Source organism: Sphingomonas zeae (assembly GCF_014197135.1).
GTDB classification, from domain to species: domain Bacteria; phylum Pseudomonadota; class Alphaproteobacteria; order Sphingomonadales; family Sphingomonadaceae; genus Sphingomonas; species Sphingomonas zeae.
Map to the genome: position 1 here is coordinate 50,985 of NZ_JACIFA010000016.1, position 26,643 is coordinate 77,627.

The following is a 26,643-nucleotide window of genomic DNA, read 5'->3' on the forward strand; positions in this document are numbered from 1 at the left end:
TTCTCTCCAAGAATACAGCCGGTCGGTCCGGGATCGTCGATGGCAGGCTTGATAGGGACAGCACGCGTCCCGTTCAAGCAAAGCGATGGAATGGATGTCCCCTATCCATTCACCGCTGAACGCGGATTGAACGGGAACGCTCCCGGCGCTAGCGCGCGCCATCATGATCGCCGTCATCTCCCCCGCCAAGACGCTCGACTATCAGAGCCCCCTGCCCGACCTCGCACCCACCACGCCGCATTTTGCGCAAGAAGCGGAGGCGCTGGCCAAGGCCGCGTCCGGGCTCGGCGAAGAAAAGCTCGCCTCGCTGATGCGCATTTCGCCCGCGCTCGCCGAGCTGAATGCCGAACGCTTCCGCGATTTCGCGACCGCGCCGGAACGCCCGGCAATGTTCGCCTTTGCGGGCGACGTCTATACCGGGCTGGAGGCCAAGTCGCTCGACATACCCGCCGTGCGGTTCGCGCAAGACCATCTGCGGATGCTATCGGGGCTGTACGGCCTGCTCCGCCCGCTTGATGCGATGCGCCCCTATCGTCTGGAGATGGGTACGCGCTGGGCACCGGGCGGCGGCAAGTTGACCGACTGGTGGGCCGTCCGCATCGCCGAACGGCTGATCGAGGAGGTCGAGGCGGAGGGATCGGGCACCATCCTGAACCTCGCCAGCCAGGAATATTGGCATGCCGTCGACGGCAAGCTGCCCGCCGCCATCCGGATCATCGCGGTCGATTTCCGTGAGGGCGACCGCTTCGTCAGCTTCCACGCCAAAAAGGCGCGCGGAGCGATGGCGCGCTGGATGATCGAGCATCACGTCACCGACACCGATGCGATGCGCGGCTTCGATAGCGATGGTTATGCGTTCGACGCCGAGGCAAGCACGCCGAACCTATGGAGATTCGTGCGATGAGCACATGGAAGCGGGCGATCGTCATCGGTGCTTCGGGCGGGATCGGCAAAGCGATCGCCGATGCGTTGGAGGAAGAGGACGTGAACGTCGCGCGCTTCGCGCGTTCGATGCCGGGCGATGGCCATATCGATATGGAGGATGAGGCCAGCATCTCCGCCGCCGCCGAGCGGATCGCCAAAGGCCCCGCCCCCGATCTGGTGATCGTCGCCACCGGCCTGCTCCATGATGGTGAGCGGGGGCCGGAAAAGGCTATCGATCAGCTTTCGCCCGAATGGCTGGCACGCAATTTCGCGGTCAACGCAATCGGCCCGGCGCTTGTCGCCAAGCATCTGTTGCCGCTGATGCCGCGCACTGGCAAGACGCTGTTCGCGGTGCTCTCCGCGCGGGTCGGGTCGATTTCCGATAACCGGATGGGCGGCTGGTACGGCTATCGCGCGTCGAAGGCAGCGCTCAACCAGTTCGTCCGCACGCTCGCGATAGAACATAAGCGACGCAACGACCGCTCGATCATCGTCGCGCTGCATCCGGGCACGGTCGACACCGCGCTGTCCAAGCCGTTCCAGGGCAATGTCCGTCCTGGCGGGCTGTTCACGCCCGATCGCGCGGCGGTTCAACTGCTCGATGTGATCGACGGGCTAAAGGCGCCCGACAGCGGCAAGCTATTCGACTGGGAGGGCAAGGAGGTCCAGCCCTGATTCCAGCCGAAGGGAGCGGCAGGAATCGCCACGGAGGAACTGGCCCCTCGCCATCGGGCCGGCCTTAAACCGTTGGCCTATCATGATTATGACAAGATGGTAACATTTGCGACATGCAGCCGAAATCGCCGGCCTCGCATAAGCGCGGGGCTGGCCGCTGTTAACTCCCATCGGTGGCCAGCACCTGCAAAGTCCCGCGATCATGCTGCCGAGGGGGGGAGCACATTCGCCGGGCCCATCCCCGCCGCCCCGTTTCGCGCCCGCCGTTTCTCCCGAACGGCCGCCCGCGAATGGGTCGCGCGGGGGTGGTCAGGCGGCTCATGCTCCGCTAGTACCTCTGGTTCCCATCTGACCATCAAGCCGGAAAGCAACTGACTTTGGCCGACGAGACGACCCTCGCGGAACCTTCCGATATTTCGACGATCTCCATCGTCGACGAGATGAAGTCGAGCTATCTCGACTATGCGATGAGTGTGATCGTGGCGCGTGCGCTGCCCGATGTGCGCGACGGCCTGAAGCCCGTCCATCGCCGTATCCTCTATTCGGCCGCCGAAAGCGGCTTCGTCGCGGGCAAGCCGTACCGCAAGTCGGCGCGCATCGTCGGTGACGTGATGGGTAAATACCATCCGCACGGCGACAGCGCGATCTATGACGCGCTGGCCCGCATGGCGCAGGACTGGTCGATGCGCGTGCCGCTGATCGACGGCCAGGGCAATTTCGGCTCGATGGACCCCGATCCGCCCGCCGCGATGCGTTACACCGAGGCGCGTCTGGCGAAGGTCGCCAATTCGCTGCTCGACGATCTCGACAAGGACACGGTCGACTTCCAGCCCAATTATGACGGCTCGGAACGCGAACCCTCGGTCCTGCCCGCCCAATATCCGAACCTGCTGGTCAATGGCGCGGGTGGTATCGCGGTCGGCATGGCGACCAACATCCCGCCGCACAATCTGGGCGAGGTGGTCAATGCCTGCCTGGCGTATATGGAAAACGGCGCGATCACGGTCGAGGAACTGAACGAGATCGTCCCCGCCCCCGACTTCCCGACGGGCGCGCTGATTCTGGGCCGGTCTGGTGCGCGCTCGGCCTATCAGACCGGGCGCGGTTCGATCATCGTGCGGTCTCGCCACGAGATCGAGGAGATGCGCGGCGACCGCCGGGCCATCGTCCTGACCGAAATCCCCTTCCAGCAGGGCAAGAACGCGCTGGTCGAGAAGATCGCCGAGGCCGCCAAGGAAAAGCGGATCGAGGGGATCAGCGACATTCGCGACGAATCGAACCGCGAAGGCGTTCGCATCGTCATCGACCTGAAGCGTGATGCCACGCCCGAAGTCGTGCTCAACCAGCTGTGGCGGCACACGCCGGCGCAGACCAGCTTCCCGGCCAACATGCTCGCCATTCGCGGCGGCCGCCCCGAGCTGCTCAACCTGCGCGACATCATCCAGGCCTTCGTTCAGTTCCGCGAGCAGGTCATCACCCGCCGCTCGAAGTTCGAGCTGGCCAAGGCGCGCGAGCGGGCGCACATCTTGCTGGGCCTCGTCATCGCCGTGACCAACCTGGACGAGGTGGTGCGGATCATCCGCGGATCGGCCTCGCCGGTCGCCGCGCGCGAAGCGCTGCTCGCCCGCGAATGGCCGATCGCCGAGATCGCCGGGTATATCCGCCTGGTCGAAGCGGTCGAGAGCGAAGGTTTCGGCGACACCTATCGCCTGTCGGAGACACAGGTTCGCGCGATCCTCGACCTGCGCCTGCACCGCCTGACGGCGCTGGGCCGTGACGAGATCGGCGACGAGCTGAAGGGTTTGGCGGACTCGATCACCGAGCTGCTCGAAATCCTCGCCAATCGCGTGAAGCTGTACGAGGTCATGCGTGGTGAGTTGGTAGCGATCCGCGACCAGTTCGCGACCCCGCGCCGCTCGGAAATTGCCGCCGCTGCCGATGGCATCGACGACGAGGACCTGATCGAGCGCGAGGACATGGTCGTCACCGTGACCATGCAGGGCTATATCAAGCGCACCCCGCTCGATGCCTTCCGCGCGCAGAACCGGGGCGGCAAGGGTCGCTCTGGCATGGCGACCAAGGACGAGGACGTCGTCACCGAACTGTTCGTGACCAGCACGCACACGCCGGTCCTGTTCTTCTCCAACCATGGGAAGGTCTATCGCTACAAGGTGTGGCGCCTGCCCGAGGGCGGGCCTGCCACGCGCGGGCGGCCGATGGTCAATCTGTTGCCGCTGGCGCCGGGCGAGGTCATCTCCACCGTGTTGCCGTTGCCCGAGGACGAGGCGGAGTGGGGCAAGCTCCACGTCATGTTCGCCACCGCCAAGGGGGCGGTCCGCCGCAACTCGATGGATGCGTTCACCAACGTGCCCTCGAACGGCAAGATCGCGATGCGCTTCGACGACGAGAGCGAGGACCGGCTTATCGGCGTCGCGCTGCTCGGCGCCGAGGACGACGTGCTGCTCGCCACCCGCTGCGGCCGGGCGATCCGCTTTGCTGCCGACGATGTGCGCGAATTCCAGAGCCGCACCTCCACCGGCGTGCGTGGCATGACCTTGAAGGATGGTGACGAGGTCATCTCGCTATCCGTCCTGCATCGCTCGGGTGCCGACCAAGAACAGCGCGAGGCCTATCTCCGCTTCGCTCCGTGGAAGGGCGAGAAGGAAGGCGAGCCGACGCTCGACATCGAGATGTTCGAGCATATGCGCGAGAACGAGCAGTTCATCCTGACCGTCTGCGCCAATGGCTATGGCAAGCTGTCCTCCGCCTATGAATATCGTCGCACGGGTCGCGGTGGTCAGGGCATCACCAATATCGACAATATCGCACGCAATGGCGATGTCGTCGCCAGCTTCCCGGCGTCCAAGGGGCATCAGTTGATGCTCGTCACCGACCAGGCCAAGCTGATCCGCATGTCGTTGGCGTCCTTGCGCGTCATCGGGCGCGGCTCGGCGGGTCTGCGGCTCTTCAACGTGGCGGCGGGCGAGCATGTCGTCTCGGCCGCGCGCATCGAGGAGACCGAGGAGGATGCCGAGATGAACCTGGCCGAGGGCACGCCCGAAATCGCCCCCGAGCCGGATGCGATCGTCGGTGAAAATCTGGCCGCAGGGCCGGAGGATGGTGAATGACCCACCCCTATCCCACCACTGCCTATAAGGTACTGACCGCCGATCAGATGGCGGCGCTGGAACAGGAGGGCGTCTTCACGGGCGCCCCGGTGGACAAGGCCGATGGCTATATCCACCTGTCCACCGCCGGGCAGCTGACCGAAACGGTCGACAAGCACTTCGCCGGCCAGAGCGACCTGCACATCGCGGCGGTCGATCTGGAGGCGATGGGGGAAGCGGTGAAGTGGGAGGAAAGCCGGGGCGGCCAGTTGTTCCCGCATCTCTATGCCAATCTGCCGCTATCGGCGGTCGTCGCCTATAGCCCGATGAGGCGCGAGGACGACGGGATGGTCCGCTTGCCGGTGACGGGGTAATATGGGCGGCCCTTGGCCAGACCCGTTCCGTCATCGAAACGTCACCAAATTCTAACACCGCGTTTACGCTCTCTTCGTAGAATGGGCGGCAATGAAGCCGCCCGCTTTCTCCTCCTGTCCCGCAAGGGCTGAAAGCCCCGTGATCGGGAAAGATGCGTCGCTGATCGATGCCATTGGCTTGTTTCGGCAATATTCCGACATGCGGCTGCTGCCGGTGCTGGATGACGAAAGGCGACCCGTCGGGGCGATCACCGAACGCGACGTGAAGGGACTGCTGTATAATCCCTTCGGCCATGCGCTCCTTCACAACCCCGATTTCGGGGCGAGCCTGACCGCCTATGTCCGCCCGCATCCCTGTTGCGAGGAAACGGCACCACTCGCCGACAAGCTGGCGCTCCATGCCGATTGGGGGGCGCCCGATGCCCTGATCCTGACTCGCAAGGGCATATTTGTCGGCCTGCTCGACGCCGCCAAAATCGCCCGGCTGGCCGCCGATGCGCAGATGGCGCTGGCGCAGGAGCGGATGGTCCGGGCGCGACGGATAGACGAAGCAGCGCGGTCCTTCACCGCGGATATTGCGGCGCTGTCGGAAAATCTCCTGCGCGCCACCGCCAATATGGGCGGGATGGCAAGCGACCTCGCGCGCTATGCGGGGGAGACCCAGGGCGGCGCGGATCGCATGACAGAGGCGATGGCGGATACCGGCGCTGCGCTCAGCGATATCGCCGCACGCGGCCATGGCTTGGCCAGTGCCTTTGCCGCCATTACCCGCGACATGGACCAGGCCCGCACCATCCGGGAGGTTGTCCGGCACCGGATCGCGGCAACTGACCAGCGGGCGGACGCCTTGGCGGCCAGCGCGACCACGATCGACACGCTTCTGTCACTCATCGAAACCGTTGCGGCACGGACCAACCTGCTCGCGCTCAACGCCGCGATCGAGGCGGCACGGGCGGGCGAGGCCGGGCGCGGCTTCGCGGTCGTCGCGCATGAGGTAAAGGCCTTGGCCGGACAGACCCGCGAGGCCGCGCGGGACGCCGCCCGCAATGTCGACGAGGTAAAGGCCAATCTTCACGCGCTGGTCGCCGAACAGGCCCAGCTCAACCGCGCCGTCGACACCATCGGCACCATCTCGCAGTCGATCGATGAGGCCGTCGCGGCGCAGGGTTTCGCAACGACCGGGATCGCGGCCAGCGTCGATCAGTCGGTCGCCTCCGCCCACCGGGTCGGCCAGCAGGTCCATCAGCTGCAACAGGACGCGAACCGGATCGATCAGGATGCCGGATCGCTGCTGACCCTGGCCGAGGCGTTGGAAAAGAGCATCGGAATGCTTCGCGATCGCACCGATGCCTTTGTCGCGACCGTCGTCTGATGGATCAGACGTAGAGGTCGACGACCGCCACCCCCTGCCCGACGGCCTCCAGCAACAGGGTCCTGTGGCAATGGCAGGGATCACGCTCATAGCAGAGCAGCACGCTGGGCTTCTCGCCCGCCAGATCCAGCATCCGCGCCGCCGCCGCCTGCGCCTCGGGCAGGGCGAGCTGGTCGTCATAGACATCGCGCAGCGTGCCGACGTCCCCCTTCTTCGCCGCGTCCCGCCCCCGCTTGGGCGTGCCCAAATCCTTGAGATGGACATAGTCGATCCCGACCTCGCGCAAGGCAGCGGCCAGCGGCGATTTGGAAAAGCCGGGCCGCCGGGACAAGGGCAGCGCGCGGACATCGATCAGCCGTTCTACCCGGGCCTGTTTCAGGGTTGCCAGGAAAGCGTCGACGGTTGCGCCCTCATAACCGATGGTGAAGATGGTGGTCATCTTACCGAGGTGGGGTGCCGCATCCGGCACGCCAAGTCCTTCCAACCGGGGCCGTCCGGGTTTAAGGCCGGTCGATGACCTATGACATTCATGTGATCGGCGGCGGGCTGGCGGGCTCGGAGGCCGCGTGGCAACTCGCCGAGGCAGGGCTGCAAGTGCGCCTGTCGGAGATGCGCGGCGGCGCGGATACCACGCCTGCCCATCATGGCGGCGACCTGGCGGAGCTGGTCTGTTCCAATTCCTTCCGCTCGGACGACGCGACCTCCAACGCGGTCGGACTGCTGCATCAGGAAATGCGCGCGCTCGGCTCGATCATCATGGCCAAGGGCGACACCCATGCCGTCCCTGCCGGTTCGGCACTGGCGGTGGATCGCGATGGCTTTTCGGGCGGGGTGACGGCGGCGTTGGAGGCGCATCCCAACATCACCATCGTCCGCGAGCGAATCGACGCGCTGCCGGAAGGGCCTGCGATCATCGCCACCGGCCCGCTGACCGCGCCGTCGCTGGCGGGCGGTATCGGCGAGGCGACCGGCGCGGAGGCGCTGGCCTTTTTCGACGCCATCGCGCCCATCGTCCACCGCGAGTCGATCGACATGGACGTCGCCTGGTTCCAGAGCCGCTGGAACAAGGGCACGGGCAAGGATTATATCAACTGCCCGATGGACAAGGACCAGTATCTGGCCTTCCATCAGGCATTGCTGGACGGCGAGAAGACCGAGTTCCGCGAGTGGGAGAAGAACACTCCCTATTTCGACGGCTGCATGCCGGTCGAGGTGATGGCCGAGCGCGGGGTCGAGACGCTGCGCTTCGGGCCGATGAAAGGCGTCGGCCTCGACGATCCGCGCACCGGGCGCTGGCCCTATGCCGTCGTCCAGCTGCGGCAGGACAATGCGGCGGGGACGCTATGGAATATCGTCGGCTTTCAGACCAAGCTGAAATATGCCGAGCAGATCCGAATCTTCCGCACCATTCCGGGGCTGGAAAAGGCCGAGTTCGCACGGCTGGGCGGGTTGCACCGCAACACCTTCATCCGCTCGCCAGATTTGCTTGATGCGACGCTGCGGCTGAAATCGCGGCCGAACCTGCGCTTTGCCGGGCAGATCACGGGGTGCGAAGGCTATATCGAGAGCGCCGCGATCGGCCTGCTCGCCGGGCGTTTCGCCGCCGCCGAGCTGACCGGCAAGACTATTGCTCCGCCTCCAGTCGAGACGGCCTTGGGCGCGCTGCTCGGTCACATCACCGGGCTGGCGGAGGCCGAGACCTATCAGCCGATGAACGTCAATTTCGGCCTTTTCCCGCCCATTCCTGGACGGACCAAGAAGGCAGACCGCAAGAAGATGTACACCGACCGCGCGCGCGAGGCGCTGCCCGGCTGGCTCAACTCTCTTCCGCCGGGGCCGCCTCCAGTGCCTCAGCCGGTGCCGTTCGTGCCGGAGGACAGTCCCGCCGAACAGCCGGTCGACGCTTGACGGCGGTGGTGGCGAACTCGGCCGCGTTCATCGTGCCCGATTTGTCATGGTCGGCGGTGGCGAACTTGGTCGTGGCCTTGATCGCCCATTCGTCGAACGACAGCTTGCCGTCACCGTCGCGGTCCAGCTTGGCATAGGCCTTGCGCCGCGCGGCGAGATATTCCTCGCGGGTGATCGTGCCGTCGCGGTCCTTGTCATAGCGGTCGAAGCGCTTCTGCTCGCGCGTGCGGGCGGAGGCTTCGGGAAGCGGAGCGTCATCCTCCGTGGCTTGGGGCGAGGCCGCCGCCGCGGCGCTTGCGGCGGGGAGCGAAGACGGTGTGTCCGGGCGGCTGCCCCAGAGGAACAGCCCCGCCCCTACCAGCACGAGCGTGCCCAACCCACCGGCCAGATAGCGCCACATCGGTCCCGTCTCCCCCCGTTCGACGGGCTATGGTTAACCGGGGTTAGGCATGGGCGGCAAGGTTTTCCCTTGGCCTTTGCCTTCGCTCCGGCTGAACGGGGTTAGATATCGACTGACCCATCCCTCATTCGCTCCACCCCGGCGAAGGCCGGGTCCAGTTTCTATGCTGCTTGTGGTGCGGTACAGCGGGGCGAGGTAGGCAAAGTCGGGCACCATCGACAATATAGTGCAACTGGACCCCGGCCTTCGCCGGGGTGGGCTCCGTCTTGAGACTGTAGGAGTCAGCGTCCCGTGAAACCGTGCCAGGCCAAACGCGTGGCACGCATTGGATGACCGGGCAGGCGATCCGGGTGGCGCAGGCTTTCGCGGGCCAGCACAGCCAGCCCGCTCAAACCCCGCACCGGCTTCGGGGACTTCGGAGCCAATGCTTGGTCCAGTTCCGAGACAGCCACCGCCCCGCTTCGCGAGCGGGTCGCCTCGTCGGAGACATGCTGCGCCAGGTCAGCCTTGGCCCATGCGGCTCCTAAAGACGCCATCCCCGACTGCCCCAACAATCGCCCGATACTCGCGAACAACACGCCCCCGCGCGCGTCCGCGTGACGTGTGGTGCGTTCGTCATCCAGCGGTTCGCCATCATCGAGAAGCGCCTCCCACCCCTCGATCATCGGCGCTAGGTCCGCCCCCCGCACGCCGCCGGGCAGGACCGAGGCCGCCAGGCGCTGCAACACGGGATGTGCCGGCGCTGGCTCGCGGTCGAGCTTTTCCAGCGCCTCATACCACCAGGTCAGCCGCATCTGGCCGACCATCGGCTCCGTGGTACTTTGCAGGATCGAGGCGAGTTGGTGATCCAGGTCGAGCAGCGCCGCGAACCCATCACGCGCCGACGCGGGCGCATAGCCCACCGCCAGCGCCTGTTCGCGCATCACCGCTTCGATGGCGGGCGGGGGCGTGGCGGCAGCGGAGGCTTCGGTCATCCCCTGCCCTTCGCACAGGTCGCCCCCACGAAAAAGGGCCTCCCGGTTTCCCGGAAGACCCCCTTCAATTCGCGAAGAAACCCACGGCTTAGCCGCGATAGGTCACCTTCTTGACGGTCGCGACGACCTTGTTCGCGTCGACCAGCGCCAGCTTTTCAAGGTTGGCGGCATAAGGCAGCGGCACGTCCTCGTTGGTCACGCGCAGCACCGGCGCGTCGAGGTCGTCAAACCCTTCTTCCATCACGACGGCGGTGATTTCCGACGCGATCGAGCAGGTGGGCCAGCCTTCCTCGACCACGACCAGGCGGTTGGTCTTGGCGAGCGACTTGAGCACCGTCTTGGTGTCGAGCGGACGCAGCGTGCGCAGATCGATGACCTCCGCGTCGATGCCCTCGGCGGCCAGCTTCTCGGCGGCTTCCAGCGCGACGCCGACCCCGATCGAGTAGGAGACGAGCGTGACGTCCTTGCCCTCGCGCATGATTCGCGCCTTGCCGATCGGCAGGACGAAATCATCCATCTTGGGCACGTCGAACGAACGACCGTACATCAGCTCGTTTTCGAGGAACACGACCGGGTCTTCCGACCGGATCGCCGCCTTCAACAGGCCCTTGGCATCGGCCGCGTCATAGGGCGCGATCACGATCAGGCCGGGAACGCTGGCGTACCATGGACCATAGTTCTGCGAGTGCTGCGCACCGACGCGGCTGGCGGCACCGTTGGGACCACGGAACACGATCGGGCAGCGCATCTGGCCGCCGGACATATAGTTGGTCTTGGCGGCCGAGTTGATGATGTGATCGATCGCCTGCATGGCGAAGTTGAACGTCATGAACTCGATGACCGGGCGCAGGCCGCCCATCGCGGCACCCGTGCCGACACCGGCAAAGCCATATTCGGTGATCGGGGTGTCGATCACGCGGCGGTCGCCGAACTCGTCCAGCAGGCCCTGCGTCACCTTGTAGGCGCCCTGATACTGGGCGACTTCCTCGCCCATCACGAAGACGCGGTCGTCGGCGCGCATTTCCTCGGCCATCGCGTCGCGCAGCGCTTCGCGGACGGTGAGCTTCACCATCTCGGTGCCTTCCGGGATTTCCGGCGAGGCGGGCGCTTCCTGCTCGGCGGCGGCGACCAGTTTCTGCGTGCCGCTTTCCTGCTCGGCGGCAGCGGCGCCTTCCGGCATCGGCGGGGCGTTGTGATCGGTCGCCTCGTTCTTCGGCGCGGCATTGGCCGCATCGCCCGAACGCGAACCCGAAGCGGCGGCGGTCGACACGTCCTCGCCCTCTTCGGCCAGCAGCGCGATGGCGGTGCCGACCTTCACATTGTCGGTCCCCTCGGCGATCATGATCTTGGCGATCACGCCCTCATCGACGGCCTCGAATTCCATCGTCGCCTTGTCGGTCTCGATCTCGGCCATGATGTCGCCGGACTTGACCGTATCGCCTTCCTTCACCAGCCACTTGGCGAGCGTGCCCTCCTCCATCGTCGGGGACAGGGCCGGCATCTTGATCTCGATCGCCATCTCAGTAACGCTCCACCAGCACTTCAGTGTAGAGTTCAGCCACATCGGGCTCGGGGGTCTGCTCGGCGAAGTCCGCCGCCTCGTTGACCGTCTTGCGGATGTCCTGCTCCAGAGCCTTCAGATCGGCCTCAGTCACGCCCTGCGCCTCGAGCAGCTTCTTGACGTGATCGATCGGGTCCGACTTGTCGCGCACACCCTGCACTTCCTCGCGGCTGCGATACTTGGCCGGGTCGGACATGGAGTGACCGCGATAGCGATAGGTCTTCATCTCGAGGATGACCGGACCCTTGCCCGCGCGGACCCAGGCCAGCGCCTCTTCGGCCGCGCCACGGCACGCCAGCACGTCCATGCCGTCGACCTGGATGCCGGGGATGCGGAAGCTCTCGCCACGGCGATACAGCTGGTCCTCGGACGAGGCGCGGTTCACGGCCGTGCCCATGGCATATTGGTTGTTCTCGATCACGAAGATGATCGGGAGCTTCCACAGCTCGGCCATGTTGAAGCTTTCGTACACCTGGCCCTGATTGGCCGCGCCGTCGCCGAAATAGGCGAGGCAGACGCCGCCGTCATTGCTGTACTTGTGCCCGAACGCCAGGCCGGTGCCCAGCGACACCTGCGCGCCCACGATGCCGTGGCCGCCGTAGAATTTATGCTCGGTCGAGAACATGTGCATCGACCCGCCCTTGCCCTTGGAGATGCCGGCGGCACGCCCCGTAAGCTCGGCCATGATGACCTTGGGATCGATGCCATAGGCCAGCATATGGCCATGGTCGCGGTATCCGGTGATCACCGAATCCTTGTCGCCGTCGAGCGCGGACTGCAGACCCACCGCAACGGCTTCCTGGCCGATATACAGGTGACAGAAACCGCCGATCAGGCCGAGGCCGTAGAGCTGGCCCGCCTTTTCTTCAAAGCGGCGGATCAGGAGCATCTGCTTGTAGAAATCCAGCAGCTGTTCCTTGGTAGCCTGGAACGGTTGCGGTTCGGCGGGACGCTCCCGATTGGGAATGGGGGGCTCGCTGGTACGGCTTGGAGCTTTTGCCACAGTCGGGAACACCTTTGTTTCCGTTAGGGAAGGATCGACGCCTATTGGCGCGGTTCTGCGCGAAACTCAATTCCCTGTTATAATTCCCACCCGGACAGGTGGAATTTACGGGGCGATAGCTTTGCCTTGGTTGCCTTGTCGGCTGGCCCGAGCCTACAACGCTGACCGACCATGGATAGACCCGTTCACCCGTTTCGCATCGCCAATTTCCGCAGCTACTGGCTGTCACGGTTCAGCGGGACCATCGCCGTGTCCGCCATGTCGATCGTCATCGGCTGGCAGGTGTACAATCTGGCGCGTGAGACGATGGACGTGCGCCAGGCCGCTTTCATGCTGGGCATGATCGGCTTCGCGCAGTTCGTGCCGCTGTTCCTGCTGACCCCGATCACGGGCCTTGTCGCCGACAGCGTAGACCGGCGCTGGATCGTGCGGGGCACGACCGCGCTGCTGGTCGTGACCGCCGCGACCCTGTGGCTGCTGACCTGGTCGGGGCATTTGACGCTGGGGGCGCTGTTCACGGCCGCCGTCGCGTTCGGCATCGCCCGCGCCTTTTCGGGACCCGCCTATTCGGCGCTCGCCCCCAATCTGGTACCGCGCGAAAGCCTGCCCACCGCGATCGCGGTCAGTTCGATCGCATGGCAGGTCGGCACGATCGCGGGGCCGAGCGTCGGCGGCCTGCTTTATGCGGTCCATCCCGAGTTTGCCTATGGCGTCGCCTCCGCGCTGTTCGCCGTCGCGCTGCTGTGCATCTTCCTGATCGGCCCCGTCCCGCAGCCCCCGGCGCAGACCGACCGCCGTCCGCTGACCCGAATCGTCGAGGGGTTCAGCTATGTTCGCCGCAACCGGCTGGTCCAGGCCGCGATCACGCTCGATCTGTTCGCCGTGCTGCTGGCGGGCGCGACCTCGCTGCTGCCGGTCTATGCGCGTGACATCCTGCATGTCGGATCGCAGGGGCTGGGACTGCTGGCGGCGGGCATGGGGATCGGCGCGGCGACTACGGCGATCTGGTTCTCGTTCCGGCCGATGAAGTCGAATGTCGGCGTGAAGATGCTGATCGCCGTCGTCGTGTTCGGCCTGGCGATCCTGACCTTCGGCGTCGCAAGCCAGATCACCGGTCTGCTCGGCCTGACCAGCGGGACCGTACAGACGGGGGGCACCAGCATCTTTGTCCATCCGGCCTTCCTGCTCAGCCTGGCGGCGCTGATCTGTGCCGGTGGTGCGGATATGGTGTCGGTCTATGTCCGCCAGTCGCTGATCCAGCTCCATACCCCCGATGCCATGCGTGGGCGGGTCAGCGCGGTGTCGCAGTTGACCATCTCCGCCTCCAACGAGCTGGGCGAATTCGAAAGCGGGGTGATGGCCTCGATCCTCGGCCCCGTCGGCGCGGTGGTGTTCGGCGGGCTAGGCGCGATCGGCGTGACGCTGCTCTGGTCGCGACTGTTCCCGGAACTCCGACGCGCGCGAACCTTTGATCCTCCCGAGATTCTCGAAACCGAACCAACCCACGGAGAAGCCAAGCCATGAAGGCCAACACCATCCTGGAAACGATCGGCAACACGCCGCATATCCAGCTCCAGCGGCTGTTCCCCGGATCGGAGGTCTGGATCAAGTCCGAGCGATCGAACCCCGGCGGCTCGATCAAGGACCGTATCGCGCTGGCCATGATCGAGGCGGCGGAGGCCAAGGGCGATCTGAAGCCCGGCGGCACCATCGTCGAGCCGACCAGCGGCAATACCGGCGTCGGCCTGGCGATGGTCGCGGCGGTCAAGGGTTACAAGCTGATCCTGGTCATGCCCGAGTCGATGTCGATCGAGCGCCGCCGCCTGATGCTGGCCTATGGTGCGACCTTCGACCTGACGCCGCGGGAAAAGGGCATGAAGGGCGCGATCGAGCGCGCGCTGGAGATCGTGCGCGAGACGCCGGGCGCCTGGATGCCGCAGCAGTTCGAGAATCCGGCGAATATCGACGTGCATGTCCGCACGACCGCGCAGGAAATCCTGAACGACTTTCGCGATTCGCCGATCGACGTCATCATCACCGGCGTGGGTACCGGGGGCCACATCACCGGCGTCGCCGAGACGCTGAAGAAGGATTGGCCGCATCTGAAGGTCTATGCGGTCGAGCCCGCGGCCTCGCCGGTCATCCAGGGCGGCCAGCCCGGCCCGCACCCGATCCAGGGCATCGGCGCAGGCTTCATCCCCGCCAATCTGCATACTCAGGCGATCGACGGCGTGATCGAGGTCGATGCCAATGTCGCCAAGGACATGGCGCGCCGCTCGGCGACCGAGGAAGGCATCCTCGTCGGCATTTCCTCGGGCGCGACGCTGGCGGCGATCCTGCAGAAGCTGCCCGACCTGCCCGACGGCACCCGCGTCCTGGGCTTCAACTATGACACGGGCGAGCGTTACCTGTCGGTGCCGGACTTCCTGCCCGAACAGTGAGCGACACGTCCCGGCCGCGCGGCGGCATCCGCGCAGCCTTGTTCGCCATCGCCGGTACGGCCGCGGTCGTACCGGGCTTGCTCGTGGCGAACGCCCTCGACATTCCCCGGCCCCATTACCGATCGGCCCAGCGGGCTGGCCCGGCGCCGCGCGTCGTGCCGCCCGCCGAGTTGCCGCCAGTCGAACCGGTCGCGTTCGTCGACATGACGCCGGACGAGGCACGGGCCTATAACGAGACGATCCCCTTCTCGACCGATCCCAACCCGGCCGCCCGCCCCTTCATCTATCGCGGATCGGCGGAGGACAAGGCGCGGGCGCTCGACTGTCTGGCGGCGGGCGTGCTGTACGAAGCGGGCGACGACGCGAAGGGCGAACAAGCGGTGGCGCAGGTCGTGCTCAATCGCCTGCGTCACCCGGCCTTCCCCAAAACGGTATGCGGCGTGGTGTTCGAGGGGCAGGAACGCAGCACTGGCTGCCAGTTCACTTTTTCCTGCGACGGCGCACTGACCAAGTGGCAACCGCCCGAGGCCGCCTGGACCCGCGCGCGGCAGATCGCGGCGATGGCGCTGAACGGCAAGGTCTTCGGTCCCGTCGGCCACGCAACCCATTATCATACCGACTGGGTCGTGCCCTATTGGCAGGCGAGCCTGGACAAGATCGCGCGCGTCGGCAGCCATTTGTTCTTCCGCTGGTCCGGCTGGTGGGGCACGCCGCCCGCTTTCAACCGGCATCTGGTGCCCGGCGAGCCGGTCATTCCGGCGCTTGCTCCCTTCTCGTCCGCCCACCAGGCCGGAACCGATGCCAGCGACGGCGCCGGAGCCGCGCTGGCCGAAGGCGCAGTCGCCGCCGGAACCATGGCGCCGCTGGCCAGCGAACCCGACACTTTCCTCATCACCCTGCCCGCCGGACTGGCGCCGGAAGGCTTCCCGGCCTTTGCCCTGACGCTGTGCGGGACGCGCAAGCATTGCACCGTCATGGCGTGGCGCGACGCCAATGCCACGGCGTTCTCCGTGCCGCTGAACCAGGTTCAGATGGAGACGATGGCCTTCAGCTATTTCCGCGACCCCGCGATCGGGCTGGAGCGGACCTTATGGAATTGCGGAATGTATCCGGCGTTCAAGGGTCCGCGCTGCATGAAGCGGATGTCGATGACGATCGTCCCGTTGCCGACCCCCACGCCGCAGCCTAGTTCGACCCCGACGCCCGCGACGGGCGAACTGACCGGCGTCCGCCGCGCGAGTGCCCCACAGGCCGAACCCAAACCGAATCCTCCCGTTGCAGGGGAGGAATAGAAGCGCACCTACTCCCGGTGCGATTCGACCAGCGCGACGAATTCGGTCAGTTCGGCGATGGCGGCATCGATGTCGCGCTTTTGTGCCTGAAGCGCCTCGATCTTGGCGGAACAGCGTTCCAGCGTCACCTCGCGCTGGAGGCGGCGGCCGTCGCCCAGGTCGTACAGATCGATCATCTCGCGAATATCGGCCAGGCTGAACCCCACCCGCTTGCCGCGCAAAATCCAGGCAAGCCGTGCGCGATCGCGCTGCGAATAGATGCGCTGCGTGCCCCGCCGCTGCGGCGAAATCAGCCCTTCATCCTCGTAGAAGCGGAGCGCACGGGCGGTGACGCCGAACTCGGCGCAAAGCTGGGTGATCGAATAATCGTCGCGATCGGCGCAAGGCTGCGGTTCGGTGGAGGCGGCGACCTGGGTCATGGCATCCAACGCTAAATGCCCTTTACGTGAACGTCAATCAGCGCAGAGCATAGTCCCGTTCGCGCTGCGCAGCGTCCGCGCCTCGGCCACCGAGGCACTGATCCGCTCGACATTCAACGCCGACAGCGTAGCCCGTCCGGTGCAGAAGGCATTACAGGCCGACGGCAGCATCGCCGGGAACTGGATGGAGTCGCCGTCGAACCGCGCGGTAAAGCGGCACGCCCCCAGCGTCAGCTTCAAGGTCGAGCCCGAGCGTTCCATGGTGCCGAGGGCCGTGCACCCCTGCCCCTCGCCATAATCCAGCATCACCCCCACATGGCGGGTCGCATTGCCCCCGGCAGGCAGGATGCACATCCGGTCCGTATCGCGCGACCAGAGGCCGTCCAGCGGCGCGGCGGCCGGATCGGCGACCAGCCCGGCGGCGATGCTCGCGGCTTCCAGCTTTTCACCCGCCTTGCCGTCCCCGCCATCGCCCGCCCGGCTACAGGCGGTCAGCAGGATCAGGGTCGCCAGCGCGATTCTCCGCCGGATCACGCCACCGGCGCCAGTCCGTCGCCCTCGATCCGCCGGTAAAAGCAACTGCGCGCGCCGGTGTGACAGGCGGGGCCTGCCGGATCGCAGATCAGCCAGATCGCATCCTGATCGCAGTCGATCCGCATCTCGACCACGCGCAGCACGTTGTTCGAGCTTTCGCCCTTCTTCCAGAGCCGTCCCCGGCTGCGCGACCAGAAATGCGCGTCGCGGGTCGCACGCGTCGCCTCCAGTGCCTCGGCATTCATATGCGCAACCATCAACAGCTCGCCGCTGGCCCGATCGGTCACGATCGCCGTCAGCAAGCCATTGGCATCGAATTTGGGGTCGAGCGTCAGCCCGGTGTCACGGTGGTCGGCCATGGAGCGGGATTATAACGGATCGCTGCTCGCCTCAATCACCCGTGATCACGGATCGCCTTGATGAGCGCATCCTTGTTCATCTTCGACCGCCCCTCGATGCCGATCTTGCGCGCCTCGGCCATCAGGTCGTCCTTGGTCCGATCCTCCAGGTGGGTGGATTTATGGTCCAGACTACCCTTCGCCTTGGCATTGGCGATGCGCGCTGCCTTTTCCTTGGACTGGCCCTGCTTGCGGAGTTCTTCATACAGCCCGTCATCCTTGATCTGAGCTCCGTGATCGCGCGCCATATGGCATCTCCTGCTTTCGGCTCCGAAACGCAGCCTTTGCGAAAATGATCCCCGCCATGATGACAAACAGGCGACAAACGCGGACGACGTTCCTATATGCGCCCCGTCTGCCCCTTAGTTGCGAACGTTGCGAGCGCCTCTCTTATGCTGACCACCAACCCCTTCGACGACGACAAACTCCGCGAGGAGTGCGGCATTTTCGGCGTGTCCGGCGCCGATGGCGCGGCGGCGCTGACCGCGCTCGGGCTTCATGCGCTCCAGCATCGCGGACAGGAAGCGGCGGGGATCACCAGCTTCGATGGCACGCTGTTCCACACCCACCGCGCCATGGGCCATGTCGCGGGCAATTTCGACCGTGACGACGTGATCCGCGGCCTGCCGGGCGATGTCGCCTGCGGCCACGTGCGTTACTCGACCACCGGCGAGACCGCGCTGCGCAACGTCCAGCCGCTTTATGCCGACCTGTCGACCGGCGGCTTCGCCATCGCGCATAATGGTAATATTTCCAACGCGATGAAGCTGCGTCGCGAGCTCGTCCGTCGCGGTTCGATCTTCCAGTCGACCAGCGATACCGAGACGATCATCCATCTCGTCGCGACGTCCAACTATCGCACCCTGCTCGACCGTTTCATCGACGCGCTCAAGCAGGTTGAAGGCGCCTATTCGCTGATCGTGATGACGCCCGAGGGTATGATCGCCTGCCGCGATCCGCTGGGCATCCGACCGCTGGTGATGGGGCGCCTCGACGGCTCGGTGATCTTCGCATCGGAGACGGTAGCGCTCGACGTGTGCGGCGCGACCTTCGAGCGCGCGGTCGAACCCGGCGAGCTGGTCATCGTGCAGGGCACCGAAATCCGCTCGATCCGCCCCTTCCAGGCGGTCGACGCCCGCCCCTGCATCTTCGAATGGGTCTATTTCAGCCGCCCCGATTCGATCGCGGGCGACCAGTCGGTCTATTCGGTCCGCAAGGAAATCGGCGCGCAGCTGGCCCATGAAGCACCTGTCGATGCCGATCTGGTCATCCCCGTCCCCGATTCGGGCGTTCCCGCCGCGATCGGCTATGCGCAGGCCTCGGGCATCCCCTTCGAGCTGGGCATCATCCGCTCTCACTATGTCGGCCGCACTTTCATCCAGCCGGGCGACAAGGTCCGTCATCTGGGCGTCAAGCTGAAGCACAATGCCAATCGCGCGCTGATCCAGGGTAAGAAGGTCGTCCTGATCGATGATTCGATCGTGCGCGGCACCACCTCGCTCAAGATCGTGCAAATGATGCGCGAGGCGGGTGCCGCCGAAGTGCATATGCGCATCGCCAGCCCGCCGACTCGGCACAGCTGCTTCTACGGCGTCGACACGCCCGAGCGCGCCAAGCTGCTCGCCGCCAAGCTCGACCTGGGCGGCATGACCGACTTCATTCATGCCGACAGCCTGTCCTTCGTGTCGATCGAGGGGCTGTACAAGGCGCTGAACGCCGCACGCGGCGACAAGCCCAGCTATTGCGACGCCTGCTTTACGGGCGACTATCCGACCACGCTGACCGACCATGACGAGACCGCCTCGGTCGATCAGTTCGCGATGCTGGCCGAGCGGGTCGCCTGATGGAGGGCGCGCTCGACGGCAAGCTGGCGTTGGTTACGGGTGCCAGCCGGGGCATCGGGGCGGCGACCGCCATCGCGCTGGGCGCGGCGGGTGCGCATGTCGTCCTGACCGCGCGCACGCCGAAGGGGTTGGAGGAGGTCGAGGAGACGATCTTCAACGCCGGGGGTTCTGCCACCATCGCGCCGCTCGACCTGATCGAAAATGAGTCGATTGGCCGTCTTGCAGGAGCGATCGGCGAGCGCTGGCAGGCACTCGACGTGCTGGTGCTCAACGCCGGGATGCTGGGCTCGCTGGCCGCCGTGCCCGCGATCGACGCCAAGGAATTCGCGCGCGTCCTGACCCTGAACGTCAGCGCCCAGGCCGCGATGATCGCTGCTTTCGACCCGATGCTGCGCCGCTCGGACGGAGCACGGGTCATCGGCGTCACCTCCTCGGTCGGACGCAAGCCGCGTGCCTATTGGGGTGCTTATGGCGCGTCAAAGGCGGCATTCGAGACGTTGCTCGCGGCCTATGGAGACGAAACGTCGGAGATCAGCGCGATCCGTACAGCGATCGTCGACCCCGGCGCGACCCGGACGCAGATGCGGGCCAAGGCTTATCCTGGCGAGGACCCCGCCTCGGTCAAAGCGCCCGAGGTTGTCGCGGAGCGGATTGCCGCGCTGGCTATCGAAGGCTTTGCCCCGGGGCATTTCGAGCGGGTGGGGCTGTAAAAAGCTGTTGGCTGGCGTTGGGCGTGAGCATCGACTTTGCTCAGCTTGAACGGCGGCGCGGAACGGGGTTAAATTCCAAACTCCGTTCAGCCTGAGCGAAGTCGAAGGCCAAGGGACACCCTCACCGCAACGTCGCGATGATCCCCGCCATCTCGAACACGGTCCCCTGCGCATCCAGCGACAGTCCGCGCGCCGCGCCCGCCAAATCCTGCGCAGCGGCATAGGCGTCCAGCGCTACTTTCAGCCCCGGCCCTGATCGGCCTCGCGCACGGCCAGCAATAAAGGCAGGCACCCGGTCCAGAAACGCCTCATACCGCGCCTGCGAAGCCTTCCCCGCCAGCGACTTGGCCAGCTTCACCCGCTCGGCATTGCCCGGATCGCCCGTCTCCGCGATCCGTGTGATCGCGCTATCAAGCCCCGCGATGTTCAGCCCGGCGAAGCGCAACGCCCGGCCCGGCGCTCCGTCCGCCACCGCGACCAGTGCGGCGATTTCATCCTCGTCCGCCTCAGGCAGTTCCTGGCGCAGTACCCGCGCCACGTCGGCGTCCGACAGCCGCTCGAACCGCAGCAACCGGCATCGCGAGCGGATCGTCGGCAGCAACCGTCCCGGCGCATGGCTCACGAGGAGGAACACCGTCCCCGCGGGCGGCTCCTCCAGATTCTTCAGCAGTGCATTGGCGCCGCCGCGTTCCAGATCGTCGATCGCGTCGATCAGCACGACCCGCGCAGGACCCATCGCAGGCGCGGTCGCGAACATCGGTTGCAGCGTGCGGACCTGCGCGATGGTGATCGACCGTGCGAGGTCCTGATCGGGCTTCTCGGCATCCTTGGGAAGCCGCGCCATCACCCGGAAATCAGGATGCGACCCCGCCGCCATCAGCTTGGCGGTCGGATGATCGTCCGGCACGGCAAGGCCGGGCGGCAGAGGCCCCGCCCCGCTCGCCCGCGCCAGCAGCCGCGTGGCCGCCGCACGCGCGAAGCTGGCCTTGCCCACACCTTCCGGCCCGGCGATCAGCCAGGCATGGTGCAGCTTGGCCCCGCCCAGCGCGGCGGCGAAGGCAGCCTGGCCCGCATCATTGCCGACCGGCAGCATGGTCAGGCGATCAGCCGAAGAACGAGGTCAGCCCGGCCCAGGCGCGGCCGAAAAAGCCCGCCTCGCTGACGTCCTTGTCCGCGACCAGCGGCAGGCGCTGCGCGGGCATGTCGGGCGAGCTGACGACCAGATCGGCGATATGCTGGCCCGCCTTGATCGGCGCCTTGATCGGCCCCTGATAGACGACCTTTGCGCTGATCGCCGGATCCAGCCCGGCAGGCAGCGTGACGGTCAACTGGCGAGGCGCGATCAGGCCGACGCTGCTCGACGATCCCATCTGGACCTCGGCATCGGCGACCTTCTTGCCCTTGGCGACGACCGGCTTGGCCTGCCACGCGCGGAAGCCCCAGTTCATGAACTTGACCGACTCCTCGGCCCGCGCCCCGAAGCTGTTGAGCCCGGCGACGACCATCACCAGACGGCGGCCATTCTGCTCGGCCGAACCGGTAAAGCCGTAACCTGCCTCTTCGGTATGGCCGGTCTTCAGGCCATCGGCGCCCGCGACGCGACCCAGCAGCGGGTCGCGGTTCGCCTGGGTGATGGCGTTGCCGCCCATCGTCTTGCCCCACGAGAAATCACGGCGCGAATAGAACTGCTTATAGAGCTGCGGGAAGTCGGTGATCGTGTGCTCGGCCAGATCGGCCAGGTCGCGTGCGGTGACGTAGGTCACGCCGCCGTCCGGCCAGCCGTTCGAGGTGCCGAAATGGCTGTTGTTCAGCCCGATCTGCTTGGCGGTGCGGTTCATCCGCTCGACGAAGTTCGGCTCCGTGCCCGCGATATGCTCGGCCAGCACGACGCAGGCGTCGTTGCCCGACAACGTGACGATACCATAGAGGAGGTTGGCGACGCTGACCTGCTCGTTCGGCGACAGGAACATGGTCGAGCCCGCCTGCGGTCCGTGCCACTTTTTCCAGGTTTCCGGCTGCACGGTGACCATGTCGGTCAGCTTCAGTTGGCCCTTCTTGACCAGGTCGAAGGCGACATAGACCGTCATCATCTTCGCCATCGACGCGGGCGGCATCGGGCGATCGGCATCGCGCTGGAACAGGATCGCGCCCGAGGACAGGTCCTTCATGAAGGCGACCGGCGCGGGCGTATCGAACTGCGGTGCGGCGGCGATCGAGGGGGTAACCATCGCGACCAGGGCGAGCGGAGCGGCAAGAGATGCGTACAGGGTCTTCATGGGTGTTCCGTGACCAAAGGGAGCCGACAGGTCAATCCTGATGCAGGATGCGGGCGTCGTCATAGCCCGCCTCTGCCGCCGCGTCACGCAGCGCTTTGGCGGAATCCGCATTCAGTCCGGCGCGTTCGACCCGCCAGATGCGACCGGCGGGGATCGCGCGTGCGGCGAAACGCCGGGCCAGCGCATGGGCACGAGCTTGGCTGGAAAAGCTGGCGATCTGCACGCGGTAGTGGCCTTGCGGATCGAGCGCGATCGGACGGGCGACGGGCGGCGCAGCGCTCGCCCCCGCCAGGATCAGTCCCGGCCTGTCGCTGCCCGGCGACAGCGCGCGCAACCGGATATGCGCGACCGAACGCCGGTTCGCGCCCAGCAGCTTGGCCGCGCCCAGCGACAGATCCGCCACCCGGTCAGGCCGCCCCGGCCCTCGGTCGCCGACGCGAGCGATGATCGTTCGTCCGGTATCGACATCCGTCACCTCGACCATCGATTCGAGCGGCAGGGTGCGGTGTGCGATCATCACATCATCGGGATCGAAACGCTTGCCCGTTGCCGTGCGCCGCCCGGCGAGCTCATGCCCGTACCAGCTTGCCTGCCCGGTCGCGTCATATTTGCCGTACCGCACCGGCGGCGCATCATCGGACGGAGCGGCCCAGACCGGCGTGGCGAAGGCCAGCGCCAGCAGCGCGATCGCCTCAGCCCGCAATCGCATCGGCCAGCAATCCCACCGAAAGCGCGTAGAAGTTCGAACAATTGTAATCCAGGATGACCCGGTAATTGCCGGTCAGCAGATAGGCGGTTGCCCCCTGCCCGTCCGGCTCCATCAGCGTCGCCAATACCTGATCATTGGGCCAGGCCGCACCCAGCGGCACGATGCCCATCGCACGCCACTCGGCGATCGTCCGCCAGCCGCTATGCCGCTCGAACACGCGCGGGCAGCGCGGGCTGACCAGCCGGTTGCGCACCATCGAGCGGTCGAAGCCAGCAGGCACCGTCACCGCAAAGCCCCAGGGCTGGCCTGCGCGCCATCCGGCATTGACGAAGTAATTGCCGATCGAGGCCAGCGTATCGGCCTCGCTGTTCCAGATGTCGGCGCGCCCATCGCCATCGCCGTCGCGCGCGAGGCGCAGGTAAATGGAGGGAAGGAACTGCGGATTGCCGGTCGCGCCCGCCCAGCTGCCCTTCAGCTGGTCACGGGTCACGCCCCGGTCCATCATCTTCAGCGCAGCAATGAACTCGCCCTCGAACAGGGGGCGCCGCCGCCCCTCATAGGCCAGGCTAGCCAGCGAGCGGAGCAGGTCGAAATTGCCGGTATAAGCACCGTAATTGGTTTCGTGGCCCCAGATCGCGACCATGATCGATTCGGGAACCCCCGTCTCACGCTCGATCCGCGACAGGCGCGGGCGCTGCGCCAGATACTTGGTGCGGCCCCGCCCGATGCGCGCGGCATCGACATGCGCCGCCTTATAGGGCGCGAACGGGCTGAACCCGCTATTGGCGGGACCACCCGGCTGGCGCCGGTCCAGCTCGATCACGCGCGAGTTAAGCGTAAGCGTCGGCAGCACCGAGTCCAGCGTCGTACGGCTGACGCCTTGTGACAGCGCGGTCCCGCGCACCTGTTGCAGATAGGTCTGGAACCCGGCCTCGTCCTGCGCGCAGGCGGGTGCCGCGCTGACCGAAGCCGCAAAGATCGACACGATGGCGAGGCGCTTCAAACGCCGGGTAATGTCCCCCCACATGAGCGCCTATGTGCCATAGCTAGGCTCCAGCCGGAACCTCGCGCCACCGCAAGGGGGGCACGTCCAGCCGCTCCGCTCTTCAACCGAACACGCATCCGCAATCGATAGTGGATTCGCCGACGGGCTTGGCGTAGAGGCACGTTCCACCGCGACCCTGGAAGAGTGGCCGAGCGGTTTAAGGCACCGGTCTTGAAAACCGGCGATGGTGCAAGCCATCCGTGGGTTCGAATCCCACCTCTTCCGCCATATCCCTTTGTTTTTTCGAGTTTTTCACATATCAGGCAAAAGGTGCCCGCTTTTGACCAGGTATTTGGTCCCGGCACCTGGTGGATCGGATCGACGATGAACGGTTCGGGCTCTGACATCCAGGTTTTTGCGATGTATTCGTAGGGTGTGAACCTGCTGAGCGTCTTGAGCCGGCGGGCATGTGAAAGGGCTCGGCGATCGGAAATAGCGATGCGGCGCTCTCTGTTTAAAGCACTGTCGCCTTCAGTTTGTTAATCGACAAGCGTTGACAACGTCGCCGCGAGTTCGTCCTTTCGAAACGGCTTGGTCAGCCTTGGACGTTCGGCATCAACGCCTTCCAGCTCGGCATAGCCGGACACGAGCAAGACGGGCAGCTGGGGGCGAGTCGCCTGCACATGCCGGGCGAGCTCCGTCCCTGTCATTCCAGGCATCAGGTGATCGGTGACCAAGACATCGATCGATTGCCCGCGCTCGAGAACGCGCACGGCCTCCTCGGCCGAAGCCGCTTCCACCACCGCATAGCCAAGGTCGACGAGCATGTCCGCCGTGCTCATCCGCACCAGTTCCTCATCGTCGACGAGAAGCGCCGTTCCGCGATGGTGGACATCGGCGGCGAGCCGCTGCGGGACTGACGCCTGCTCCGCTGCCTCGGAGCTGACGGGAAGCCAAAGCTCAACGTTCGTGCCCATCCCCGGCCGGCTCTGAATGGTCAGTGCGCCGCCGAGCTGCGAGGCAAGGCCATGTACCATCGACAAGCCGAGGCCGGTTCCTTTCCCGATTCCCTTGGTCGAGAAGAACGGCTCGACCGCCCGCGCGATCGTAGCCTCGTCCATACCGGTGCCGGTATCTGCTACCGATAGACAGATGAAGCTGCCGGGCGCCAAGCGGGACCGGTGGCCTTTCGAAATAGCCTCGACCGTTGCCGAGATCCGTAGCGTTCCTCCATCCGGCATGGCGTCGCGGGCATTCACCGAAAGATTCAACAGCGCCATTTCAAGCTGGTTGGGGTCAGCCTTCGCTGCCGGCAGATCGGTTTCCACCTCGACGACCACCCTAATCTGTGGACCTGTCGTACTCTCGACAAGATCGCCCATGCCCGAGACGAGCTTTGCAACATCGACGGAGACGGCTTGGAGCGGCTGCCGACGCGCGAACGCGAGGAGACGTTGAACAAGTGTCCTTGCCCGCTCGGCCGACAGCGCCGCGCCGGCAATCAAGCGTTGCTCCCGCTCACCGCCGAGCCCTTTGCGCTGAAGCATGTCGAGCGCACCGACGATCGGCGTCAGCAGATTGTTGAAGTCATGCGCGACGCCGCCGGTCAGTTGGCCCATCGCCTCCATCTTCTGGCTCTGGCGAAGCGCCTCGTGCGCCTCCTCCCGATCTGCGATCGCCGCAGCGACCCTCGCTTCCAGGGTGGCGTTGAGCTCGCGGAGCGCCTCTTCCGCCCGCTTGCGCGCGGTGATGTCGAGCGCCGTGCCTGCAACCCTCAGGCAGCGCCCCGAAGCATCGAATACGCCGCGACCCTTTGCGGCCACCCAGCGCTCGACCCCGTCCTCCTTACCGATCGTGCGGTAATCAACGTCGTAGAGCGCGCGTATGCTCGGGTCAGCGGCCGCCAGAAAGGCTGCTGTGGTTGCCTCCCGATCATGGGGATGAAGGCCGTTGTAGAAGTCGTCCATCGTCACGGGAACGTCTGCGGATATGCCGAACATCGCCTTGGTCTGGGCTGGCCAGATCAGCCGGTCGTTGACGATGTCCACGTCCCAGAAGCCGATTTCCGCGTTTTGGACCGCAAGGCGCAGGCGCTCGTCGCTCTCACGAAGGCGAGCTTCCGCACCGACCCGTTGGACATGCGACCAGCATCGCTCTGCCACCTCCCTGACCAGCGTGATTTCGCCCAGGCTCCAGTCGCGCGCATGGTCCTGATGGACCGCCATCATCGCTGCGAGCCGCCCTTCCTTGACCAGTGGGCAGCAGATGATCGCGTCGATGCCGATGGCCTGAAACATCTCGCGCCCTTCGCTGGGCTGCAGCTCTGCAACGACGTCTCGTACGATCAGCGTACGGCCCAGTCGCATGTCGGCAGCTGCCCGCGGTCCGAACAGGTCAAGGCTGTAGGCCCCCACCGAACTTTCTACGCCGGGAGCGTTATAGTCGCTGCGGATCCAGAACAGATCGCTGTCCGTATCGACATCGGCATAGGCGCACCGCGATGCGTTGAGCCTTTGCCCCAGCATCTCCGCCGCGGCCTTCATGGCATCTGACGCGTCCGCCGCTCCAAAAAGGCGCTCCTCGAGCTCACCGAAGAAGCGAAGTCGCGTCTCGCTCTCGCGCAGTGCCGCCTCGGCTTCGTGCTGAGCTGCCCCCTTCTGAGTGGTCCATCGACTATGACAGTCTGGATCGAGGAAGGGACGACGAATGCCAGCGAAGAAGCACAAGCCCGAGGAGA

Annotated in this window: 25 protein-coding genes and 1 tRNA gene; 12 read left to right on the forward strand and 14 right to left on the reverse strand. The window is 65.8% G+C overall.

Annotation, left to right across the window (positions count from 1 at the left end; translation table 11 throughout):
- The first annotated feature begins 163 nt into the window (after nucleotides 1-163).
- From GGR45_RS17105 to GGR45_RS17125, 5 genes are all read left to right on the forward strand, one after another.
- The gene (locus GGR45_RS17105; RefSeq protein WP_175311032.1) at nucleotides 164-904 is read left to right on the forward strand and encodes a YaaA family protein; all 741 of its coding nucleotides are present in this window, start codon (nucleotides 164-166) and stop codon (nucleotides 902-904) included.
- Nucleotides 901-1,599, forward strand: coding sequence for an SDR family NAD(P)-dependent oxidoreductase (locus tag GGR45_RS17110; protein ID WP_246358291.1), 699 nt, complete (start codon nucleotides 901-903; stop codon nucleotides 1,597-1,599). The genes GGR45_RS17105 and GGR45_RS17110 overlap by 4 nt, the downstream gene beginning before the upstream one ends.
- A 377-nt stretch (nucleotides 1,600-1,976) precedes the next feature.
- Nucleotides 1,977-4,727 (forward strand): DNA gyrase subunit A, encoded by a 2,751-nt coding sequence (gene gyrA / locus GGR45_RS17115; RefSeq protein WP_175311034.1) that lies wholly within the window; start codon nucleotides 1,977-1,979, stop codon nucleotides 4,725-4,727.
- Complete coding sequence (locus tag GGR45_RS17120) at nucleotides 4,724-5,080, forward strand: DUF952 domain-containing protein (protein WP_175311035.1); 357 nt, start codon at nucleotides 4,724-4,726, stop codon at nucleotides 5,078-5,080. The genes gyrA and GGR45_RS17120 overlap by 4 nt, the downstream gene beginning before the upstream one ends.
- Nucleotides 5,081-5,219: 139 nt before the next feature.
- Nucleotides 5,220-6,452 (forward strand): methyl-accepting chemotaxis protein, encoded by a 1,233-nt coding sequence (locus GGR45_RS17125; protein WP_217497904.1) that lies wholly within the window; start codon nucleotides 5,220-5,222, stop codon nucleotides 6,450-6,452.
- A gap of 4 nt (nucleotides 6,453-6,456) precedes the next feature.
- Here the strand turns inward: GGR45_RS17125 and GGR45_RS17130 are convergent, their stop codons facing one another.
- Nucleotides 6,457-6,891 carry a DUF488 domain-containing protein gene (locus GGR45_RS17130; protein ID WP_175311036.1) on the reverse strand — a complete coding sequence of 145 codons (435 nt, stop codon included), beginning with the start codon at nucleotides 6,889-6,891 and terminating at the stop codon, nucleotides 6,457-6,459.
- Nucleotides 6,892-6,965: 74 nt separating this feature from the next.
- Here GGR45_RS17130 and trmFO point away from each other — a divergent pair, with 74 nt between their 5' ends.
- Nucleotides 6,966-8,360 carry a methylenetetrahydrofolate--tRNA-(uracil(54)-C(5))-methyltransferase (FADH(2)-oxidizing) TrmFO gene (trmFO, locus tag GGR45_RS17135; RefSeq protein ID WP_175311037.1) on the forward strand — a complete coding sequence of 465 codons (1,395 nt, stop codon included), beginning with the start codon at nucleotides 6,966-6,968 and terminating at the stop codon, nucleotides 8,358-8,360.
- Here the strand turns inward: trmFO and GGR45_RS17140 are convergent.
- The 4 genes from GGR45_RS17140 to pdhA all read right to left on the reverse strand — a co-directional run bounded on the left by GGR45_RS17140 (nucleotide 8,269) and on the right by pdhA (nucleotide 12,298).
- Complete coding sequence (locus GGR45_RS17140; protein ID WP_175311038.1) at nucleotides 8,269-8,760, reverse strand: EF-hand domain-containing protein; 492 nt, start codon at nucleotides 8,758-8,760, stop codon at nucleotides 8,269-8,271. The two genes, trmFO and GGR45_RS17140, sit on opposite strands and share 92 nt — an antisense overlap.
- 281 nt (nucleotides 8,761-9,041) lie before the next feature.
- The gene (locus GGR45_RS17145; protein ID WP_175311039.1) at nucleotides 9,042-9,734 is read right to left on the reverse strand and encodes a squalene/phytoene synthase family protein; all 693 of its coding nucleotides are present in this window, start codon (nucleotides 9,732-9,734) and stop codon (nucleotides 9,042-9,044) included.
- Between the two features lie 88 nt (nucleotides 9,735-9,822).
- Complete coding sequence (locus GGR45_RS17150) at nucleotides 9,823-11,253, reverse strand: pyruvate dehydrogenase complex E1 component subunit beta (protein ID WP_175311040.1); 1,431 nt, start codon at nucleotides 11,251-11,253, stop codon at nucleotides 9,823-9,825.
- 1 nt (nucleotide 11,254) lies between these two features.
- On the reverse strand, nucleotides 11,255-12,298 hold the full coding sequence (gene pdhA / locus GGR45_RS17155) for a pyruvate dehydrogenase (acetyl-transferring) E1 component subunit alpha (RefSeq protein WP_175311041.1): 1,044 nt from the start codon (nucleotides 12,296-12,298) through the stop codon (nucleotides 11,255-11,257).
- Nucleotides 12,299-12,469: 171 nt separating this feature from the next.
- On the opposite strand from pdhA, the gene GGR45_RS17160 reads away from it, so the two are divergent.
- Genes GGR45_RS17160 through GGR45_RS17170 form a run of 3 tightly spaced genes read left to right on the forward strand, consistent with a single transcriptional unit; the run spans nucleotide 12,470 to nucleotide 16,031 of the window.
- Nucleotides 12,470-13,822 (forward strand): MFS transporter, encoded by a 1,353-nt coding sequence (locus GGR45_RS17160; RefSeq protein ID WP_175311042.1) that lies wholly within the window; start codon nucleotides 12,470-12,472, stop codon nucleotides 13,820-13,822.
- Nucleotides 13,819-14,739, forward strand: a complete 921-nt coding sequence (gene cysK, locus GGR45_RS17165) for a cysteine synthase A (protein WP_175311043.1) — start codon at nucleotides 13,819-13,821, stop codon at nucleotides 14,737-14,739. The genes GGR45_RS17160 and cysK overlap by 4 nt, the downstream gene beginning before the upstream one ends.
- Nucleotides 14,736-16,031, forward strand: coding sequence for a cell wall hydrolase (locus GGR45_RS17170; RefSeq protein ID WP_175311044.1), 1,296 nt, complete (start codon nucleotides 14,736-14,738; stop codon nucleotides 16,029-16,031). The genes cysK and GGR45_RS17170 overlap by 4 nt, the downstream gene beginning before the upstream one ends.
- A gap of 8 nt (nucleotides 16,032-16,039) precedes the next feature.
- Here GGR45_RS17170 and GGR45_RS17175 read toward each other — a convergent pair whose 3' ends face one another.
- Genes GGR45_RS17175 through GGR45_RS17190 form a run of 4 tightly spaced genes read right to left on the reverse strand, consistent with a single transcriptional unit; the run spans nucleotide 16,040 to nucleotide 17,630 of the window.
- The gene (locus tag GGR45_RS17175) at nucleotides 16,040-16,450 is read right to left on the reverse strand and encodes a MerR family transcriptional regulator (protein WP_175311045.1); all 411 of its coding nucleotides are present in this window, start codon (nucleotides 16,448-16,450) and stop codon (nucleotides 16,040-16,042) included.
- A 33-nt stretch (nucleotides 16,451-16,483) separates the two neighbouring features.
- On the reverse strand, nucleotides 16,484-16,984 hold the full coding sequence (locus GGR45_RS17180; protein ID WP_285138833.1) for a hypothetical protein: 501 nt from the start codon (nucleotides 16,982-16,984) through the stop codon (nucleotides 16,484-16,486).
- Entirely contained in the window at nucleotides 16,981-17,343 is a 363-nt protein-coding gene (hisI, locus tag GGR45_RS17185; RefSeq protein WP_175311046.1) for a phosphoribosyl-AMP cyclohydrolase, read from the reverse strand. Before hisI ends, GGR45_RS17180 begins: the two co-directional genes overlap by 4 nt.
- Before the next feature lie 35 nt (nucleotides 17,344-17,378).
- The gene (locus GGR45_RS17190; RefSeq protein WP_175311047.1) at nucleotides 17,379-17,630 is read right to left on the reverse strand and encodes a DUF7218 family protein; all 252 of its coding nucleotides are present in this window, start codon (nucleotides 17,628-17,630) and stop codon (nucleotides 17,379-17,381) included.
- 144 nt (nucleotides 17,631-17,774) lie between these two features.
- Between GGR45_RS17190 and purF the strand changes: the two genes are divergently transcribed.
- Complete coding sequence (gene purF / locus GGR45_RS17195) at nucleotides 17,775-19,226, forward strand: amidophosphoribosyltransferase (protein ID WP_175311048.1); 1,452 nt, start codon at nucleotides 17,775-17,777, stop codon at nucleotides 19,224-19,226.
- Nucleotides 19,226-19,936 (forward strand): SDR family NAD(P)-dependent oxidoreductase, encoded by a 711-nt coding sequence (locus GGR45_RS17200; protein ID WP_175311049.1) that lies wholly within the window; start codon nucleotides 19,226-19,228, stop codon nucleotides 19,934-19,936. Before purF ends, GGR45_RS17200 begins: the two co-directional genes overlap by 1 nt.
- 121 nt (nucleotides 19,937-20,057) lie before the next feature.
- On the opposite strand, the gene GGR45_RS17205 is transcribed toward GGR45_RS17200, so the two are convergent.
- From GGR45_RS17205 to GGR45_RS17220, 4 genes are read right to left on the reverse strand one after another with little or no spacing between them, the layout of a single operon-like run.
- Nucleotides 20,058-21,029, reverse strand: coding sequence for an AAA family ATPase (locus tag GGR45_RS17205; protein WP_175311050.1), 972 nt, complete (start codon nucleotides 21,027-21,029; stop codon nucleotides 20,058-20,060).
- A gap of 10 nt (nucleotides 21,030-21,039) precedes the next feature.
- Nucleotides 21,040-22,212 carry a D-alanyl-D-alanine carboxypeptidase family protein gene (locus GGR45_RS17210; RefSeq protein ID WP_175311051.1) on the reverse strand — a complete coding sequence of 391 codons (1,173 nt, stop codon included), beginning with the start codon at nucleotides 22,210-22,212 and terminating at the stop codon, nucleotides 21,040-21,042.
- A 31-nt stretch (nucleotides 22,213-22,243) separates the two neighbouring features.
- The gene (locus GGR45_RS17215; protein ID WP_175311052.1) at nucleotides 22,244-22,921 is read right to left on the reverse strand and encodes a septal ring lytic transglycosylase RlpA family protein; all 678 of its coding nucleotides are present in this window, start codon (nucleotides 22,919-22,921) and stop codon (nucleotides 22,244-22,246) included.
- Nucleotides 22,905-23,948 (reverse strand): lytic murein transglycosylase, encoded by a 1,044-nt coding sequence (locus tag GGR45_RS17220; protein WP_254703102.1) that lies wholly within the window; start codon nucleotides 23,946-23,948, stop codon nucleotides 22,905-22,907. Before GGR45_RS17220 ends, GGR45_RS17215 begins: the two co-directional genes overlap by 17 nt.
- A 156-nt stretch (nucleotides 23,949-24,104) precedes the next feature.
- Between GGR45_RS17220 and GGR45_RS17225 the strand changes: the two genes are divergently transcribed.
- Nucleotides 24,105-24,194: transfer RNA gene (locus tag GGR45_RS17225), tRNA-Ser, on the forward strand.
- Nucleotides 24,195-24,445: 251 nt separating this feature from the next.
- Here GGR45_RS17225 and GGR45_RS17230 read toward each other — a convergent pair.
- Nucleotides 24,446-26,643, reverse strand: a 2,198-nt coding sequence (locus GGR45_RS17230) for an ATP-binding protein (RefSeq protein WP_183989012.1), incomplete at its 5' end; no start/stop codon positions are given.

Bases quoted from the DNA above. Each gene is read 5' to 3' on its own strand.
- GGR45_RS17105 (WP_175311032.1), top strand. From the start codon at position 164: ATGATCGCCGTCATCTCCCCCGCCAAGACGCTCGACTATCAGAGCCCC.
- GGR45_RS17110 (WP_246358291.1), top strand. From the start codon at position 901: ATGAGCACATGGAAGCGGGCGATCGTCATCGGTGCTTCGGGCGGGATC.
- GGR45_RS17120 (WP_175311035.1), top strand. From the start codon at position 4,724: ATGACCCACCCCTATCCCACCACTGCCTATAAGGTACTGACCGCCGAT.
- GGR45_RS17130 (WP_175311036.1), bottom strand. From the start codon at position 6,891: ATGACCACCATCTTCACCATCGGTTATGAGGGCGCAACCGTCGACGCT.
- trmFO (WP_175311037.1), top strand. From the start codon at position 6,966: ATGACCTATGACATTCATGTGATCGGCGGCGGGCTGGCGGGCTCGGAG.
- GGR45_RS17140 (WP_175311038.1), bottom strand. From the start codon at position 8,760: ATGTGGCGCTATCTGGCCGGTGGGTTGGGCACGCTCGTGCTGGTAGGG.
- GGR45_RS17145 (WP_175311039.1), bottom strand. From the start codon at position 9,734: ATGACCGAAGCCTCCGCTGCCGCCACGCCCCCGCCCGCCATCGAAGCG.
- GGR45_RS17150 (WP_175311040.1), bottom strand. From the start codon at position 11,253: ATGGCGATCGAGATCAAGATGCCGGCCCTGTCCCCGACGATGGAGGAG.
- GGR45_RS17160 (WP_175311042.1), top strand. From the start codon at position 12,470: ATGGATAGACCCGTTCACCCGTTTCGCATCGCCAATTTCCGCAGCTAC.
- cysK (WP_175311043.1), top strand. From the start codon at position 13,819: ATGAAGGCCAACACCATCCTGGAAACGATCGGCAACACGCCGCATATC.
- GGR45_RS17175 (WP_175311045.1), bottom strand. From the start codon at position 16,450: ATGACCCAGGTCGCCGCCTCCACCGAACCGCAGCCTTGCGCCGATCGC.
- hisI (WP_175311046.1), bottom strand. From the start codon at position 17,343: ATGGCCGACCACCGTGACACCGGGCTGACGCTCGACCCCAAATTCGAT.
- GGR45_RS17190 (WP_175311047.1), bottom strand. From the start codon at position 17,630: ATGGCGCGCGATCACGGAGCTCAGATCAAGGATGACGGGCTGTATGAA.
- purF (WP_175311048.1), top strand. From the start codon at position 17,775: ATGCTGACCACCAACCCCTTCGACGACGACAAACTCCGCGAGGAGTGC.
- GGR45_RS17200 (WP_175311049.1), top strand. From the start codon at position 19,226: ATGGAGGGCGCGCTCGACGGCAAGCTGGCGTTGGTTACGGGTGCCAGC.
- GGR45_RS17205 (WP_175311050.1), bottom strand. From the start codon at position 21,029: ATGCTGCCGGTCGGCAATGATGCGGGCCAGGCTGCCTTCGCCGCCGCG.
- GGR45_RS17210 (WP_175311051.1), bottom strand. From the start codon at position 22,212: ATGAAGACCCTGTACGCATCTCTTGCCGCTCCGCTCGCCCTGGTCGCG.
- GGR45_RS17215 (WP_175311052.1), bottom strand. From the start codon at position 22,921: ATGCGATTGCGGGCTGAGGCGATCGCGCTGCTGGCGCTGGCCTTCGCC.
- GGR45_RS17220 (WP_254703102.1), bottom strand. From the start codon at position 23,948: ATGTGGGGGGACATTACCCGGCGTTTGAAGCGCCTCGCCATCGTGTCG.